The sequence below is a fragment of the Halosolutus sp. DAT137 genome, assembly GCF_059736405.1.
The window spans coordinates 182,417-199,260 of record NZ_JCAQID010000003.1; the positions used below are offsets into that span (position 1 = coordinate 182,417).

Here is a 16,844-nt window from a genome sequence, read left to right on the forward strand (position 1 = left end):
TGCTCACAATGGGGATGTAGCCCGTCGTAGCGTGATCTGTGATCCCACGCTGAGAGGTACCTGGTTCGGTTCTCTCCGATCCCGAACGTGGCCGATTCTCGTTTCCGGTACTCGAGTGCGGGTCCCGCGTTGCTGATCAAGTGTGTTGGGGTCGCGGTGACCCGGAACCGCCAGTTGGTTTCCGCACGTTTCGTTCGGATGACCTCAGTTCGCCAGGTCAGAGCCGATAGTGTAGCCGACGCTGAACGCGCCGAGACCGATTCCAACGATTGCTACCCCGACACCCGGGGCGATGTTTGCGTTCATGAGTGACTGTGTTGTCGTAATCCGCTGTGTTGTTGATTACCGCGCTGTTCTCCGTTCGGGTTAGCTGTTGACCCAGTAGCCGACACCGACGCCGGCAGCGCCTGCACCGAATGCGACGCCGACCGCGATACCGACTGGTCCAATGTTAACTTGCACGTTCGTCACCCCCGTTGTTCATTATTTACCCCCGATATGTTAGAGGTCAACATATCGTTCATACTATTATTATTTAAACTTTTTCTGTCGTAATTCATCTATTATTTCGGCGGATAATCGCTCGAAGGCCCATCACGCTGCGATTGTTTCGTTTCGTGGCGGTGACGGGTGATTCGACTCAGCAACTCTCTCGTCCGTGTCCCGCGAAACTCTTCTTCCGGCGGCGCTGACGGGATCGCAGTCACTGGAAGGCCCAAGCTGTACAACCGGCACACGGGAACGCGATCGTCTCTAAATCAAGCCGTCAGGTGGTAGAGTACTAACTGAACCGATTTTCACACTGACTGCACCGTTGTCGTTCGAACGGGTGTGGATCGACGGTCAGTAGCCACGATAGATAAAATCGATCTTTCACCTTCCGCTGACTATATTCCGTGCTATCGCGTAGGTATCACTGCGTCTCGGTCGTCGACGCCAGCGACGATTTCGAGACCGTTGCCGATCCCTCCGCCCTCCAACTGCCCTCCCACGTTCCCGCCAGTTCGGCCCGAACTGGCCCGCTGTGGTCTTCGGTGGTGTGGTCTCCGAAGATCGGCCGCTCCCTGCTGACGCTCTTGATACCTCCGCTCCCGTCTTAACCGCAGTCACGACCGCTCGAAGGTCGTTATGACCGTGCCGTCCGGCTCGCGAATGTCGCCCTCGAACCCGTCGGCTCCGTCGCTTCCGACGTTCTCGCCCTCCCTTTCGTTCGACGGTTCGATCACGGCAAACCCCGGCCGGTTCCCCCGTGGCTGGGCGTGGCTACCGGGGTTTACCAGCAACACGTCGTCGGTCTCGACGACCCCTGGACGATGACTGTGACCCGAGACGACGACGTCGGCATCTCGCGATCGACCGAACAGCGCCAATCCGGTCGTCCCGCCGTCTCGGCGGTGGGTCACGGCGAATCGAATACCTTCCGCCTCGACGACCCGTTCCGTGGGCAATCGATCGCGGACCGCCGCGCTGTCGGCGTTGCCGTGTACGGCGTAGAGTTCTCCGCAGACGTTCTGGAAAGCCTCGAGTGCGATCGTACTGGTGAAATCGCCGGCATGAATCACGATGTCTGCTTCTCGGGCCACCTCGAGGGCTCCCCCCTGAAGTTCGTGTCCGCGGGAACTGTGTGTGTCCGAAAAAATCGCGATCATACGTTCTCGTTCAGACAACAGCGTGACGATACTTTCGCTTCGTCGATCGCTCCTCGCGTCGCTGTGACGGTCGTCGCGTTAGCCCGTCGGCTGATACCCATCGTCGTATGCGGCGACGACCGTCGATCCCGGCGGCGTATCGTTCAGGACTGCCGTCACCGTGGTCTCCTCGAGATCGACGGTCGACTCGAGTGGCACCCAGTTGCGGTTGCCGCTCTCGTTTCCACTGCCGCCGGATTCCGTTTCAACGGCGACGGCGACGTCGGTGGGACTTGAACCCGGCGGCAGTGCCGTCGGATCGTAAACGAGGGAGATTCGGACCGCTTCGACGGCTTTCAGCCCGTCGAGTTCGTGGATATCCACCGGCGCTGCGAGCGCGTCGATCGGTGCGTCGACGGCACTCTTTTCGAGGCCGAACGCCTCCGGCACGACGCCCGCGACGACGGCGATTCGGGCACCGGCGTGTTCGAGCGTCTCCTCGGTGGCGGAGTCGGAATCGTACCCAGGAATGGCCATACGCGAGGCGAGGCACTCGACTTATTTGACCTTGTACCGCGCGTACGCCGGGTCTGTCAACTACTAACACGGCACAGCTGAGTCGGACGGTTTCCGCGGTACAACTGATAGGGATTATCGTAGCCAACTGGAGGTCTCGAAACCGGGCCTTCGGCGCTGTGTCTCGGTTCTTCAGAGGGAAACTATGAATTCCTACGATAATCCCTATGAGCCAGCAGTCGTTGCACGGTACAACTGAACTGCCACTCAGCTCTCGCCGGTCGATCGCGAAACCGCTGCGGGCCGAATCGAGACGAATCCTTTTATCGACGCGGAAACCTATCACGTACTGTGTCCGAGACTGGCGGATACCAGCGGTTCTTCCCCTACGACGAGCCATACGAGAACCAGCGGGAGGCGATGGACCGCATCTACAACACGCTGGTCCGGGGCCAGAACGTGCTCTTCGAGGGGGCCTGCGGGACCGGCAAGACCCTCTCGGCGCTCGTTCCCGCCCTCGAAGTCGCCCGCGAGCAGGACAAGACGGTCGTCATCACGACGAACGTCCACCAGCAGATGCGCCAGTTCGTCGCCGAGGCCCGCGCGATTACCCGCGAAGAGGACCTTCGCACGATCGTTTTCAAAGGGAAGTCCTCGATGTGTCACATCGACGTCGGCTACGAGGAGTGTCAGGCCCTGCGGGACAACACGCGGGCGGTCGTCGACGCCGAACGCGATCGCGACCAGCTCGAGCGTCGCCAGCGCGAATTACTGGCCGAGAGCCAGGACGGGGACGGCGGTGCGGCCGACGCCCGCAGCGCCGTCATGGACGAACTCGAGAACATCGAAGAACGTCTCGATGACCTCGAGGAGCAGAACGTCTGTGAGTACTACCAGAACAACCTGACGGAGAACACGGACGACTTCTTCGCCTGGCTGTTCGACGACGTTCGCACGCCCGAGGAGATTTACGAGTACGCCGAGCGACAGGGCTTCTGTGGCTACGAACTCCTGAAAGAGGGGATCGAGGGCGTCGATCTCGTCGTCTGTAACTACCACCACCTGTTAGACGGCGTTATCCGCGAGCAGTTCTTCCGGTGGCTCGGCCGCGATCCCGAAGACGTGATCGCCGTCTTCGACGAGGCACACAACGTGGAGGATGCGGCCCGCGAACATGCCACCCGAACCTGTTCGGAGCGAACGTTCGACTCCGCGCTGGACGAACTCGCCGAGACGGAAGATCCGCGATCGACCGACGCGGCGAACGTCCTCTCGGCGTTCCACCGCGCGCTCGTCGAGACCTACGAGGACAGTTTCGGATTCGGTGACCGAGAGTCGATCGACGAGAACTGGGACGACGTTCCGATCGCTAACGACGATCGTAGAGACGACCTGACGCTCGCGTTTCTCCAGCAGTACTCGGGGCAGGGAATCGACGCGGACTTAGAGACCGCGATGGCGCTCGGCCAGGATTTAGACGAGCAGTACGAGGAGGCCTACCGGGAGGGCGAGACGGCGACGCGGACGGAGTGTCAGACACTCGACGCGGCGGCGTTCGTCAGCGGTTGGCTGAACGAGGGGGAGACGGAGGGACTCTACCCGGTCGTCTCCGTCACCCGCGACGCGGGAACGGACGAGGTGTACGGCCGCGCGGAACTGTACTCTTGTCTCCCCCGACAGGTAACCGGGCGGCTGTTCGAGGACGTCTCCGCGACGGTCCTGATGAGCGCGACGCTTCAGCCGTTCGACGTGACCGAGAACGTCCTCGGCCTCGAGGACTGCGTGACGATGGCCTACGGGCTGCAGTTCCCCGCCGAAAACCGCCGGACCTACGCGGTCGAAACGCCACCGCTGTTCGCGTCGGATCGAGACGACCCTGCCGTCCAAGAGCAGGTCACCGACGCAATCTACGACGCCGTTCGCTTCACGCCCGGCAACACGCTCGCGTTCTTCCCGAACTACGGCGAGGCGAGTCGGTACGCCGATCGGCTCGAGCGTCGCTACGACGGGACGGTCTATCTCGACGAACCCGGCGTCGCCGTCGAGGATCTCCGCCAGAAGTTCGTCGCGAGCGACGACGCCGTCCTCTGTACGTCGCTGTGGGGAACGCTCGCGGAGGGCGTGAGCTTCGACGGGGAGGACGCCCGGACGGTGCTGGTCGTCGGCGTCCCGTACCCGCATCTCGACGATCGGGCGGAGGCCGTCCAGGAGGCCTACGACGCGGCCTTCGAGGGGACCGATACCGGCTGGCGCTACGCCGTCGAGATTCCCACGGTCCGGAAGACGCGACAGGCGCTGGGCCGAGTCATTCGATCGCCCGACGACGTCGGCGTCCGCGCCCTGCTCGATCGGCGGTACTCCCGCTCTGCGAAGTCGGATCTCGGGAAGTACAGCGTCAACGGAACGTTCCCCCACGAAGAGCGCGAGGAGTTGATCGACATCGATCCGCAGAAGCTGAAGTTTTCGATGCTGAACTTCTACGCCGATCACGACGCCTACGACGGCGATCCGCCGGCCCCGTGAGGGCTTTTCCCAGCAAGTCCGGGCGTCGATCGACTACCGCTGTCTCCGCGGGCGATCGGCGTCGCTACGTCGCTTCAAGCGTCACGTGAGCCGCCCCGTTCGTGACGGTGACCACGTGATCGCCGTCCTCCTCGATCGTCACGTCGTAGCTGTCGCTGTCCTCGATCGATCGCGCATCGAGAGGCCCGCCACCGAGTTTTGCGACCTGCACGCTCACTGCGCTTCCGTCGTCTACGCGCTCGACGTCGACCGTGACCGTGTACCGATCGCCTTCGTCGGCACTGAACTCCGCCGTCCGCTCGTCTTCGAGCGTTTCGTCTACGCCGCCACCGCTGACAGCTCCGCTAAGTTCGGAACAGCCGGCGACTGTTACCGTCGTAGCGACGCCGATGAACGACCGTCTGTGCATGTTCGGTGCTACTGACAGGATGGTATAATAGGTTCTGGCCGATCGGCAGCGATCGCAGTCAGGCGGTCTTGCCTGCGATCCTCGCGGTACCGTCTGCGATCCCGGCAGCTTCGTCTGCGGTCGCCGCAGTATTACCGTCTGCCTCGGCCGAGTTCAGGCGGGAAGCCGAACGCGGCTCACCGGCAGTCGGTACGTTCCGTCCCAGAACTCGAGTTCGGTCACCGTCCACCGGATCGGTTCGATCTCGCGATCGGCAAGCGCCGCGGCGGCATCGCCGTCACCGCCCCGTGCCAGCGTGACGTGGGGGACGTACTCGCTGCCCTCGAGACCGTCGACCGTTCCGAAGGTGTCGACGAGGTCGGCGTGGATTCGCTCGAGTCCGGGGCTCTCGACGGCGAGGTAGACGACGGGTGCCGAGCCGAGCGGCGGATCGGCGAAGTAGTCGATGCCCGTGATCTCGGCCTCGACGGCCGGTGCGCCTTCGAGCGCACGGTGGGTGCGGTGTTGGAGTTGGGCGACGTGGTCGGCCTCGCCGAGTCGTTTGAGCAGACACGAGTGATCATCGCGGACGCTCTCGAATCCGACTAACGATGGGTACAGATCGGCTGCGAGTGCGCGGACGCGGCCGGGAACGGGAACGTTGACGCTGTACACTTCAGGAACCGTAGGATCGCTCGCCGTATGAGTCTGGCGTTCATACTGCCGGCCAGACGTCAGTGAGACGTCGGTCGGGAATTTACGATCGTCTCCGGCGGTGACGACGACGCTCGATCGGCCGGCGTCGAATCGGTCTCTCCAGCAGTCTCAGATTCGATCGACTAGCCAGAGGACGATCAGGACGGCGATCGCGAGCTGGATGAGGAAGAAAAACGGGCCGAGCAGACTCGCGATTCCGCTGAGCAGTGTCTGGAGGATCTGCAGGACGAGCAACACGGCGACGAGCCCGAGGACGATTTTCAGGAGCGTTTCGACCGCGAGATCACCGCGCGAGTCGATCATACGTTCACGTACGCGTGAACGTTGAAAAGCGCACCGCTACTGCGGTCGGAAAGACCTATCTGGACGGCTCTGTCATCGGTATACAATGGACGTGAGGGGGCAGTGGGCCCTGATCTGCGTGCTCGTGGTCGTCGGGTGCTCGATCGCGCTGGTGCCGATCGGTGCGGCCAGTGTCGACCCCGGCGCTGCGGTGATACAGGAGGATCCCGAGGACGGTGACGAACCCGAGGAGGTTCCACAGCTCGAAGATGCAGACGAGATTCACATCGACGTGTTCATCCACGAGAACGGGTCGGCAACGTTTACGATCGATTACCGGTACGCGATCGACGACGAAAACAGGTCCGAAGAGGAGTGGGAGGAGCTCCGAAGTGACGTCGAAGACGATCCGGCGGGGTATGCAACCGCGGAAGAGCGGCGGTGGTCCGACACGCTCGCTAACGGAGTAAACGAGACGGGGCGGGAGATGAGTATCTCGGATGTCACCGTCAGTACCGACACGAGCACCGCACCGCGCGAACGAGGCCACGTCGAGTTTACGTTCGAGTGGTCGTCGTTCGCCCACGTCGAACTGAACCGGATCGAAGCGGGTGATGCGATTTCGGGCTTTACGCTCCCGGAAGACACCACGCTGCAGCTCCGGTGGCCAGAACAGTACACGAGCTACGAAGCGCCCGAGCCTTCACCGGACGATTCCGGGGAGAATTCGGTCTTCTGGAGCGACGAATCGACCGAGTTCACCGCCGACCAGCCTCGCGTCGTTCTGATCGAGAACGCAAACGACGAGCCACAGCAGGCCGAAACAGACGAGCCGTCGATGCCCTGGGTTGCGGTCGCGGCCGCCCTGCTCGTTCTCGCGGTCGTCGGCGCGGCGGGGTGGTGGCTCAGGGGCGAACGAGTGCGCACGACGAACACCGGCGACGACTCGCCGCCGCCGACCACTGATCCCGCCGCTGGCGAGCCTGAACAGAACGGTCCCCCGACGGAACTGCTGAGCAACGAGGAACGAGTCCTGCGGCTGCTCGAGGAACGCGGCGGTCGGATCAAACAACAGGAAGTCGTCTCGGAACTGGAGTGGACCGAAGCCAAGACGAGTCAGGTCGTCAGCGGCCTCCGCGAGGACGATACGATCGAGGTCTTCCGCATCGGTCGGGAGAACGTCCTCTCGTTACCGGAGGACGGCGACTCCGGCCCGTGATTCTCGGCGTCTCTTCGTTCGACTCACGTTCGATTTTCAGTAGATCCACGACCGATCCTCGTTCGAGGCGTGAACTTCGCGTAGCGTCTCATCGAAGCGCACGGCGCTTGCCGTCCCGGCAGATTTTAATAGTGGTCCGCGTAATACACCTATCAATGAGTCGTTCCGTCGGCAGTTCGATCGCTGTCCTCGCACTCGACGGAGCTATTTCTCTGCGGCGGCGGCGACCGCGGCGGGCCCTCTGAGCCCGTACTATCTCTCACCCCACGTTCCAGGTTCGTTCCAACGTTCCAGCAAATGCAGAAAATTCCGGTTAGCGTGATCTCTATCCTTATTTTTCACAATCCAAACCAATGAGCTTAAGTCCCTCCTGGCGTTTCACTCGAGTACGACATGACACGCGTTGCACTCGCGTTCTCGGGCGGACTGGACACGACGGTCTGTGTCCCGCTGCTCGAGGAAGAATACGGATACGACGACGTCATCGGCGTCACGGTCGACGTCGGACAGCCGGCTTCCGAGTTCGAGGAAGCCGAGGAAACCGCCGACGCGCTCGGGTTAGAACACTACGTCGTCGACGCGCGAGAAGAATTCGCCGCTCTCTGTCTCGAGAGCGTTCGCGCGAACGCGACCTACCAGGGCTACCCGCTCGGAACGGCACTCGCCCGCCCCGTGATCGCGAACGCGATTCTCGAGGTCGCAGAGGAACAGGGCTGTACCGGCATCGCCCACGGCTGTACGGGCAAAGGCAACGACCAGCTTCGCTTCGAGGCCGTCTGGCGTGACTCGGACCTCGAAGTGATCGCCCCCGTGCGCGAACTCGGACTCACCCGCGAGTGGGAAACCGAGTACGCCGAAGAGAAGAATCTGCCCGTCGAGGGCGGCGACGGCGGCAAGTGGTCGGTCGACACCAACCTCTGGAGTCGCTCCGTCGAGGGCTCGGAACTCGAAGACCCGAGCTACGTCCCTGGAGAGGAAATTTACAACTGGACGCAGGCCCCCTCTGGCGAGACCCAGGAGATCGAGATCACCTTCGAGCAGGGATACCCCGTCGCCGTCGATGGTGTCGAGTACGACCCCGTCGACTTGATCGAGCACCTGAACGGCGTGGCCGGCGCCTACGGCGTCGGTCGCACGGACTCGATGGAAGACCGCATGCTCGGTCTCAAAGTCAGAGAAAACTACGAACACCCGGCGGCGACGACCCTGCTCAACGCCCACGAGGGACTCGAGGGACTCGTCCTCACGCAGGAGGAACGCGAGTTCAAGCAACTGATCGACCAGAAGTGGTCGAAGAAGGGCTACGAGGGGCTGATCGACGCGCCGCTCGTGAACGCGCTCGAGGGCTTCATCGACGAGACCCAGAAGCGCGTCACCGGCACGGTGACCGTCCGCTTCGAGGGCGGTCAGGCCCGCGTCGTCGGTCGCGACAGCAAATACGCCGCCTACTCGGCCGAACACGCCTCCTTCGACACGGAGACGGTCGGCAAGATCAAACAGGAAGACGCCACCGGCGTCGCGAAGTACCACGGCTTCCAGCGTCGTCTCGCCAACGCGGTGACGGCCAAAGAAGACGACGAGGAAGTCGAACTCGCCACCGACGGCAGCGGCGGCGAAAGCGAGGACTCGGAGTAACGATGACAGAGGAGAGTGCTCAGGACGAGACGTCTGAGGTCGCGTCCGCGTTCGAAACGGACGGCGGTATCGACGGCACCGAGAGCGTCGTCCGCCGCGATCGCTTCAGCGGCGGCCCCGCCCGGAGCTTCCTCTCCTCGCTCGCAGCCGACGAACGAATCTTCGAGGCGGATCTCGAGGTCGATCGCGCCCACGTGGTCATGCTCGCAGAACAGGGGATCGTCAGTAACAGCGTAGCCGGGTCGATCTTGACCGCACTCGACGCGATCGAGGTCGACGGTCACGACTCCCTGCCCGACGGCGAGGACGTCCACGAGGCGATCGAGACGGCGGTCATCGAAGAGATCGGTGCCGACGGCGGCAAGATGCACACGGCGCGCTCGCGCAACGACGAGGTCGCGACGTGCATCCGCTATCGCCTGCGCGAGGACGTTCTCGAGGCGATCGAGACGACGATCGCGCTGCGCGAGGCGTTGCTCGATTTAGCCGAGACCCACCAGGAGACGGTGATGCCCGGCTACACCCACCTCCAGCCAGCCCAGCCGACGACGGTCGCTCACTGGGCGCTTTCGTATGCGGGTGCGGTCGGTCGCGATACCGAACGCTTACTCGAGGCTTACGACCGGATCAACGAATCGCCCCTCGGCGGCGCGGCCTTTGCCGGGACGACGTTCGAGATCGATCGCGCGCGGACGGCCGACCTGCTCGGCTTCGAGGGCGTCGTGGAGAACTCGATGGACGCCTCCTCGAGTCGAGACTTCTTACTCGAGACGATTCAGGCGCTGTCGACGCACGCGACGACGCTGTCGGGACTGGCCGAAGACGTGATTATCTTCGCCAATCGCGGCTTCGTCGATCTTTCCGACGAGTACTCCTCGACGTCGTCGATCATGCCCCAGAAGAAGAACCCGGATACGCTCGAACTGGTGCGCGCCGTCGCGGGCGACGCGGCCGGCAGCGTCCAGGGGCTGACGACGACGCTCAAGGGGCTTCCACGCGCGTACAATCGCGACCTCCAGCGGGCGACGACCCACGCCTGGGAGACCGCCGACGCGGTGACCGAGGCCAGCGAGGTCGCGGCCGGCGCGATCGCGACCGCCGACTGGAACGCGGATGCCCTCGCCGCCGAGGCCGGCGCGGGTTTCTCCACGGCGACCGGCGTCGCGGACCTGCTCGCGGCGAACGGGTTGCCGTTTAGGATGGCCCACGAACTGGTTGCCGCCGCTGCGGAACGCGGTGGCGACGTCGCGGCGATCGAGGCTGCTGCACAGGACGTCCTCGACGAATCGATCGAGCACTACGTCGACCTCGCGGCTGTCGAGGACGCACTCGACCCCGTCGAGAGCGTGGCGAGTCGCGATTCGCGGGGCGGTCCAGCCCCCGAGGCGGTTGCCGACCAACTCGCGGTGGCTCGCGATCGACTCGTCTCCCACGAGGAGGCGCTCACGAGAGCGAGCGAATCGCTCGAAACGGCACACGAAACGCTTCGCAACGAGGTGAACGCGTATGTGTAATGTATCGGTTTGGTGGATGGCTCCGGTCCCGTCGCCACCGCGGTCCCCGCCCGGGGACTAGTTACCTACTCCATGATATGTCAGACATGATTCGCCGGACGAATGCCCTTTTACGCCGTTAGCGGTCAGTATTGGTCGTATAATTTTGCTGTTAATTCCGAAGGCTTTAAGGGAATCCCCCTCTCAGATACAGGTACAATGACCGAATGCGTCGAGTGTGGGGCTGAAGTTTCCCTGCACGACGATCTGGAAGTTGGAGAGATCGTCGACTGTACGACCTGTGGAGCAGAGCTTGAAGTCGTCGACACCGAGCCGCCAGTCCTCGAGCGAGCCCCGGAGCTCGAAGAGGACTGGGGTGAGTGACCTTGCAAATAGGAATACTCTATTCCCGAATTCGCAAAGACGAGAAGCTCCTGCTCAGCGAGCTTCGCGAGCGCGATCACGAGATCGAGAAGATCGACGTCCGCAAACAGACGTTCGACATCGGTGAGGCTCCCGAGGCGTTCGCTGATCTCGACATCGTCGTCGATCGCTGTCTCGCCACGAGTCGGAGCCTGTACGCCACGCAGTTCTTCGAGGCCTACGGGATTCCCGTCGTCAACAGCCACGAGACGGCTGACATCTGTGCGGACAAGGTGAAAAATAGCCTCGCGCTCGAGCAGGCGGGCGTCCCGACGCCCGCGACGAAAGTCGCATTCACGAAAGAATCCGCGATGGAGGCGATCGAGGACTTCGGCTACCCCTGCGTCCTCAAACCCGTCGTCGGCTCCTGGGGCCGCCTGATGGCCAAGATCGATTCTCCGGACGCCGCCGAGGCCATCCTCGAACACAAGGCCACCCTCGGCCACTACGAGCACAAGGTGTTCTACGTCCAGGAGTTCGTCGAGAAACCGGGACGTGACATCCGCGTGCTCGCGATCGACGGCGAACCGATCGCCGGGATGGTCCGATCGTCGGACCACTGGATCACGAACGCGGCCAAGGGTGCGGAGACGGACGTCTTCGAGATCGATAACGAGGCCCGCGACCTCGTCGGGAAAGCGAGCGACGCCGTCGGCGGCGGCCTGCTCGGTATCGACCTGATGGAAACTGAAGACGCCTCCAAGTCACACTCGGAGGGCAGCCAGCCGGAGTCTGGCCAGCGGTACACCGTCCACGAAGTCAACCACACCGTCGAGTTCAAGGCCCTCGACGGGGCCGTCGAGACCGACATCGCCGGCACCGTCGTCGACTGGCTCGAGGAGAAGGCGGCCGCGGCCGACGACGAACTCGAGGTGACCGCCTGATGGCGATCGAAACCGACGTCAGCGCCGACGAGAACGCCGAAACGGTTACTGCGACCGTTATCGGTGGGTCCGGCTTTACGGGCGGGGAACTGCTCCGTCTGCTCGCCGGCCACCCGAATTTCGAACTCGTCGAGGTCACGAGTCGATCGAAAGCCGGCAAGAGCGTCGGCTCCGTCCACCCGCCGTTGCGGGGCACGGATCTGCGGTTTACCGAACCCGAGGATCTCGAGAGCGTCGACGTCCTGTTCGCGGCAACGCCACACGGCGTTTCGATGGGACAGATCGACGACTTTTTCGAGATGGCGGACACCGTCGTGGACCTCTCGGCAGACTTCCGGTTGGCCACCGAAGACCAGTACGACGAGTGGTACGACGGCCACGACGCGCCCGAGTACCTCCAGAAGGCGGAGTACGCGCTTCCCGAAATCAATCGCGACAACCTGCCCAGCGCGGAACTCATCGCCGGCGGCGGCTGTAACGCCACCGCGACCATCCTCGGACTCTATCCGCTGTTCGAGGGCGGCATTCTCGATGGCGGGGAACAGATCGTCGTCGACGTGAAAGTCGGCTCCTCGGAAGGCGGTGCGGGCGGCGGCGAGGCCTCGAGCCACCCCGAGCGATCGGGCGTCGTCCGCCCCTACGCACCGACGGGCCACCGCCACGAAGCCGAGATCGAGCAGTGGCTCGACACGAGCGTCTCGTTCACGTGTCACGCCGTGGATATGATCCGCGGCGCAAGCGCGACGGGCCACGTCTTCCCCGACGGTCCCGTCTCGAAGGGCGAACTCTGGAAAGCCTATCGCGGCGCGTACGAGGACGAACCCTTCGTCCGGATGGCCGCCGGCGGCTCCGGCGTCTACCGCTATCCCGAGCCGAAGGCGGTCGCCGGAACCAACCTCGCGGAGGTCGGCTTCGAACTCGATCCCTCGAACAAGCGCATCGTCGTCTTTTCGGCGATCGACAACATGATGAAGGGATCGGCGGGACAGGCGGTCCACGCCGCGAACATCGCACTCGGCCTCGAAGAGACGGCCGGACTCGAATTTACGGGACTCCATCCCGTGGGGGCACCCTGAGATGGCAGTTGTCGTCAAAATCGGCGGTGCTCGCGCCGTCGATCCCAAAGGGGCACTCGTAGACGTTGCGAGCCTCGTCGCCGACGGCGAGCAGGTCGTCGTCGTTCACGGCGGCTCGACCGCCGTCGACGAGACCTTAGAAGAACTCGGCGAGGAACCTACCTACGTCGAGACTCCCGGAGGAGTGGTTGGGCGCTTTACCGACGAACGCACCATGGACGTCTTCAAGATGGTAATGCCGGGCAAACTCAATACCGACCTCGTCGAGTCGCTGCACAACGAGGGCGTCAACGCGATCGGCCTCTCTGGCACCGACGGGAAACTCCTCGAAGGCAAGCGCAAATCCGCCATCCGCGTCAAAGAAGACGGCAAGAAGAAGATCAAACGCGGCGACCACTCCGGGACGATCGAGTCGGTCAACGCCGACTTACTCGAGACGCTGCTTTCGGGCGGCTATACGCCCGTCGTCTCGGTCCCGGTACTCGGCAGGGAGAAAGACGGCGGCTACACCGCGGTCAACTCCGACGCCGATCGGTCCGCCGCTGCGATCGCCGGCGCGATCGGGGCGGATCTGGTCGTGTTGACCGACGTCTCGGGCATCTACGAGGACCCCGACGACGAGTCGACGCGAATCGACTCGGCTGCCACGCCGGAGGCGTTTGCAGCCGTCAAAGACGCCGCAGAAGGGTTCATGACCAAGAAAGTCATGGCCGCCGAGGAAGCCCTCGAAGGGGGTGCGTCCTCGGTGATCGTCGCCACGGCGAACGCCGACGCACCCATTACGAGTGCGCTCGACGGCGACGGGACGACGATCGAACCTGGCGCACTCGCCGCCGCGGAAACAGAAACGGAGGCCACGCAATGAGCGATCACGACTTCGTCTCCGGCGGCAAACCGATCGGGATCGAGCGCGGCGAGGGGCCGTACCTCTACACCGCAGGCGGCACGGAGTACGTCGACGCCGGTGCGAGTTACGCGTGTACGCCACTCGGACACAGCCACCCGGCGGTCGTCGAGGCCGTCCAGGAGCAGGTTGGCAAACTGACGTTCGTCGACTCCTCTTATCCCGTCCAGGCCCGCGAGAACGCCTACGCCGCACTCGTCGCGGCCACGCCCGACGGCCTGGATCAGGCCTGGTTCTGTAACTCCGGCACCGAAGCCAACGAGGCCGCGCTGAAGTTCGCCCGGTCTGCGACCGGCGATTCGAAGATCGTCGCCGCGACGCGATCGTTCCACGGACGGACGATGGGCTCGCTCGCGGCGACGTGGAAAGACAAGTACAAAAAGCCATTCGAGCCACTGGCTGGCGACATCGAGTTCGTCCCTTACGGCGACGGCGAGGAACTTGCGGCCGCCGTCGACGACGAGACTGCAGCCGTGATCCTCGAACCGATTCAGGGCGAAGGTGGCATTAACGTCCCGCCTGCGGGCTACCTCGAGACTGCTCGTGAGTGTACCGACGACGCCGGCGCGGCGCTCGTGCTGGACGAAGTCCAGACCGGGATGGGACGGACCGGCGAAATGTGGGCTTGCGAGCACGCGGACGTCACGCCCGACGTGCTGACGACGGCGAAGGGACTCGGCAACGGCCTGCCCGTTGGCGGCGTCGCGGTTCGTGACTGGATCGCCGACGGCGCGGCTTCCCACAACGCCACGTTCAGCGGCGGCCCGGTCGTCTCTGCCGCGGTTCATGCAACCGTCTCGACGATCGTCGAGGAGGAGTGGCCCGCCCACGCCGCCGCGATGGGCGACTATCTCGTGACCGAACTCGAGGCCGAACTCGGTGACGAGGTGCGCGAAATCCGCGGCGAGGGCCTGCTGATCGGTATCGAGTTGAAACGCGGCGCGAATCGCGTCGCCCGCGACCTGGCGATCGACTACCAGGTGCTGGCGCTGCCGGCGGGTCGAACCGTCCTGCGCTTGCTGCCGCCGCTCGTGATCGACGAAGCGACGGCGGACCACCTCGTGGAGGCGCTGGGCGCGGTTATCGCACCCGACGATCCCGAATCATGAACGCGAGCACGAGCGACCCGACGGCCGTCTCGCTTTCGGAAGCCCGAGAGCTGCTGATCGACCTCGTCTCGATCCCCTCACCGACCCGCGAGGAGCGGAAAGCGGCCAAACGACTCGTCGATTTCTTCGAGGCCCACGATCGGGAGGTCTGGATCGACGCGGTCGGGAACGTCCGCGCGCCGGCGGACGACGCCGTGTTGTTGACCTCGCACATCGACACCGTTCCGGGGGACATTCCCGTCGAAGTCGAAGAAACGGGCGACGACGAGATCCTCTGGGGGCGTGGCAGCGTCGACGCGACGGGGCCACTCGCCGCGATGGCGGTTGCCGCCGTCCGAACCGGCGTCTCCTTCGTCGGCGTCGTCGGCGAGGAAGTCGACTCGAAGGGGTCGCGCTACCTCGTCGACGACCGGGAGGACGAACCGGACGCCGTCGTCAACGGCGAGCCTTCCGGAGCGAACGGGATCACGCTGGGCTATCGCGGACTGATCGCCGGCACGTACGTCGCGACCAGCGAGTCCGGCCACACCTCCCGGCCGGACCCGAATGCGATCCAGCACGCCGTCCGCTGGTGGTCCGCTGTCGAGACCCACTTCGAGGGTGACGAGTACGAACCGGTCTTCGAGCAGGTGACGACCAAGCCGGTCGACATCGAAGGCGGCGTCAGCGACGACGGTCTCTCGGTCGAGACGACGATGGACGTCCAGTTGCGCGTTCCGCCCTCCCTCGACGTCGGGACCGTCCGCGAAGCCGCGGAAGCAGAACTCGAGGTCGGGACCGTGACCTGGAAGGACAAGGTCCCGCCCGTGATGACGAGTCCGCGCACGGAGGTCGCCCGGGCGTTCCGGGTCGCCATCCGCGAGGAAGGCGACGACCCGCGCCTGGTGCGAAAGACCGGAACCAGCGACATGAACATCTACGCGGGGGCGTGGGACTGTCCGATGGTCACGTACGGTCCCGGGAATTCCGACCTCGATCACGCGCCCGACGAGCGCCTTTCGCTGTCGGAGTTCGACCAGTCCGTGTCGATCCTGGAACGCGTCTCGCGAACGCTCAGCGAGAACTGAACACACAATTTTCACACACTTTACAGATCATGACGACAGATACCGACGACGGACGACCGAGACATTTCCTCGACGTCGACGATCTCACCGAGGACGAACTGTTCGCGGTCTTAGACAGGGCCGAGGCGTACAAACGAGCGATCGATGCCGGCGAGGACCACGCCGACCTGCCCGGCGAGACGCTAGGGATGCTCTTTCAGAAGGCGAGCACCCGGACGCGAGTCTCCTTCGAGACCGGAATGACCCAGCTGGGCGGCCACGCGATCTTCCTCGGCGAGGACGACCTCCAGCTAGGTCGCGGCGAACCCCTGAAAGACACCTCGCGTGCGCTCTCCCGGTACGTCGACGCGGTGATGGCCCGCGTGTTCAAACACGAAAACATCGAGGTGCTCGCGGAGTACTCGTCGGTGCCGATCGTCAACGGGCTCACCGACGACGCTCACCCCTGCCAGACGCTCGCGGACCTGCTGACGATCCGCGAACTGGAAGGCGGCTTCGAGGACGTCTCCGTCGCGTGGATCGGCGACGGAAACAACGTCGCCCAGTCGCTCGCGATCGGTGCCGCCCTGACCGACCTCGATCTGACGGTCGCGACGCCGGCGGGGTACGGCATCGACGAGGACGTGCTCGATCGCACCCGCGAACTCGGCGGCGAGCCGACAGTCACGACGGACCCGATCGAGGCGGCGACGAACGCCGACATCATCTACACCGATGTCTGGATCAGCATGGGCCAGGAGGACGAACGCGACGTCCGGATGAACGATTTCGAGGGATTCCAGGTCTGTACCGACCTTCTCGACCACGGCGACGACCCGTCGGTCATGCACTGTCTGCCGGCCCACCGCGGCGAGGAGATCACCGACGCCGTCATCGAGAGCGATCGATCGGTCGTCTTCGAGCAGGCGGAAAACCGGTTACACGCGCAAAAGGCGCTGTTGAGTTGGCTGCTGGAATGATACTGGTTCGCGGTACCGCGT

General features: G+C 63.9%; 16 protein-coding genes. 11 read left to right on the top strand and 5 right to left on the bottom strand.

The window, feature by feature from the left end; translation table 11 throughout:
- Positions 1–1,106: 1,106 nt before the first annotated feature.
- Positions 1,107–1,649, bottom strand: coding sequence for a metallophosphoesterase (locus AC6I6L_RS08305; protein WP_497917279.1), 543 nt, complete (start codon positions 1,647–1,649; stop codon positions 1,107–1,109).
- A 78-nt stretch (positions 1,650–1,727) separates the two neighbouring features.
- Positions 1,728–2,165: a hypothetical protein gene (locus tag AC6I6L_RS08310; RefSeq protein ID WP_497917280.1), complete on the bottom strand. Its 438-nt coding sequence runs from the start codon at positions 2,163–2,165 to the stop codon at positions 1,728–1,730.
- Positions 2,166–2,495: 330 nt separating this feature from the next.
- Here AC6I6L_RS08310 and AC6I6L_RS08315 point away from each other — a divergent pair, with 330 nt between their 5' ends.
- Positions 2,496–4,667: an ATP-dependent DNA helicase gene (locus tag AC6I6L_RS08315; RefSeq protein ID WP_497917281.1), complete on the top strand. Its 2,172-nt coding sequence runs from the start codon at positions 2,496–2,498 to the stop codon at positions 4,665–4,667.
- A 64-nt stretch (positions 4,668–4,731) separates the two neighbouring features.
- Here AC6I6L_RS08315 and AC6I6L_RS08320 read toward each other — a convergent pair whose 3' ends face one another.
- The 3 genes from AC6I6L_RS08320 to AC6I6L_RS08330 form a co-directional block, all read right to left on the bottom strand.
- Entirely contained in the window at positions 4,732–5,076 is a 345-nt protein-coding gene (locus AC6I6L_RS08320; RefSeq protein ID WP_497917282.1) for a hypothetical protein, read from the bottom strand.
- 153 nt (positions 5,077–5,229) lie between these two features.
- Positions 5,230–5,730: a 2'-5' RNA ligase family protein gene (locus AC6I6L_RS08325; protein ID WP_497917283.1), complete on the bottom strand. Its 501-nt coding sequence runs from the start codon at positions 5,728–5,730 to the stop codon at positions 5,230–5,232.
- A gap of 150 nt (positions 5,731–5,880) precedes the next feature.
- Complete coding sequence (locus AC6I6L_RS08330) at positions 5,881–6,075, bottom strand: DUF7554 family protein (protein WP_497917284.1); 195 nt, start codon at positions 6,073–6,075, stop codon at positions 5,881–5,883.
- An 85-nt stretch (positions 6,076–6,160) separates the two neighbouring features.
- Between AC6I6L_RS08330 and AC6I6L_RS08335 the strand changes: the two genes are divergently transcribed.
- The 10 genes from AC6I6L_RS08335 to argF all read left to right on the top strand — a co-directional run bounded on the left by AC6I6L_RS08335 (position 6,161) and on the right by argF (position 16,823).
- Positions 6,161–7,273 (top strand): helix-turn-helix transcriptional regulator, encoded by a 1,113-nt coding sequence (locus AC6I6L_RS08335; RefSeq protein WP_497917285.1) that lies wholly within the window; start codon positions 6,161–6,163, stop codon positions 7,271–7,273.
- Positions 7,274–7,666: 393 nt separating this feature from the next.
- Positions 7,667–8,908: an argininosuccinate synthase gene (locus AC6I6L_RS08340; RefSeq protein WP_497917286.1), complete on the top strand. Its 1,242-nt coding sequence runs from the start codon at positions 7,667–7,669 to the stop codon at positions 8,906–8,908.
- A gap of 2 nt (positions 8,909–8,910) precedes the next feature.
- Entirely contained in the window at positions 8,911–10,422 is a 1,512-nt protein-coding gene (argH, locus tag AC6I6L_RS08345; RefSeq protein ID WP_497917287.1) for an argininosuccinate lyase, read from the top strand.
- A gap of 198 nt (positions 10,423–10,620) precedes the next feature.
- Positions 10,621–10,785 carry a lysine biosynthesis protein LysW gene (gene lysW, locus AC6I6L_RS08350; protein WP_005554620.1) on the top strand — a complete coding sequence of 55 codons (165 nt, stop codon included), beginning with the start codon at positions 10,621–10,623 and terminating at the stop codon, positions 10,783–10,785.
- Positions 10,782–11,708 carry a lysine biosynthesis protein LysX gene (gene lysX / locus AC6I6L_RS08355; RefSeq protein ID WP_497917288.1) on the top strand — a complete coding sequence of 309 codons (927 nt, stop codon included), beginning with the start codon at positions 10,782–10,784 and terminating at the stop codon, positions 11,706–11,708. Before lysW ends, lysX begins: the two co-directional genes overlap by 4 nt.
- Entirely contained in the window at positions 11,708–12,784 is a 1,077-nt protein-coding gene (gene argC / locus AC6I6L_RS08360) for an N-acetyl-gamma-glutamyl-phosphate reductase (RefSeq protein ID WP_497917289.1), read from the top strand. The genes lysX and argC overlap by 1 nt, the downstream gene beginning before the upstream one ends.
- A gap of 1 nt (position 12,785) precedes the next feature.
- Positions 12,786–13,649, top strand: a complete 864-nt coding sequence (locus AC6I6L_RS08365; protein WP_497917290.1) for an acetylglutamate/acetylaminoadipate kinase — start codon at positions 12,786–12,788, stop codon at positions 13,647–13,649.
- Positions 13,646–14,797, top strand: coding sequence for an aspartate aminotransferase family protein (locus AC6I6L_RS08370; RefSeq protein ID WP_497917291.1), 1,152 nt, complete (start codon positions 13,646–13,648; stop codon positions 14,795–14,797). Before AC6I6L_RS08365 ends, AC6I6L_RS08370 begins: the two co-directional genes overlap by 4 nt.
- On the top strand, positions 14,794–15,864 hold the full coding sequence (locus AC6I6L_RS08375) for a [LysW]-lysine hydrolase (protein WP_497917292.1): 1,071 nt from the start codon (positions 14,794–14,796) through the stop codon (positions 15,862–15,864). Before AC6I6L_RS08370 ends, AC6I6L_RS08375 begins: the two co-directional genes overlap by 4 nt.
- Positions 15,865–15,893: 29 nt before the next feature.
- Positions 15,894–16,823: an ornithine carbamoyltransferase gene (gene argF, locus AC6I6L_RS08380; protein ID WP_497917293.1), complete on the top strand. Its 930-nt coding sequence runs from the start codon at positions 15,894–15,896 to the stop codon at positions 16,821–16,823.
- Positions 16,824–16,844 lie beyond the last annotated feature (21 nt).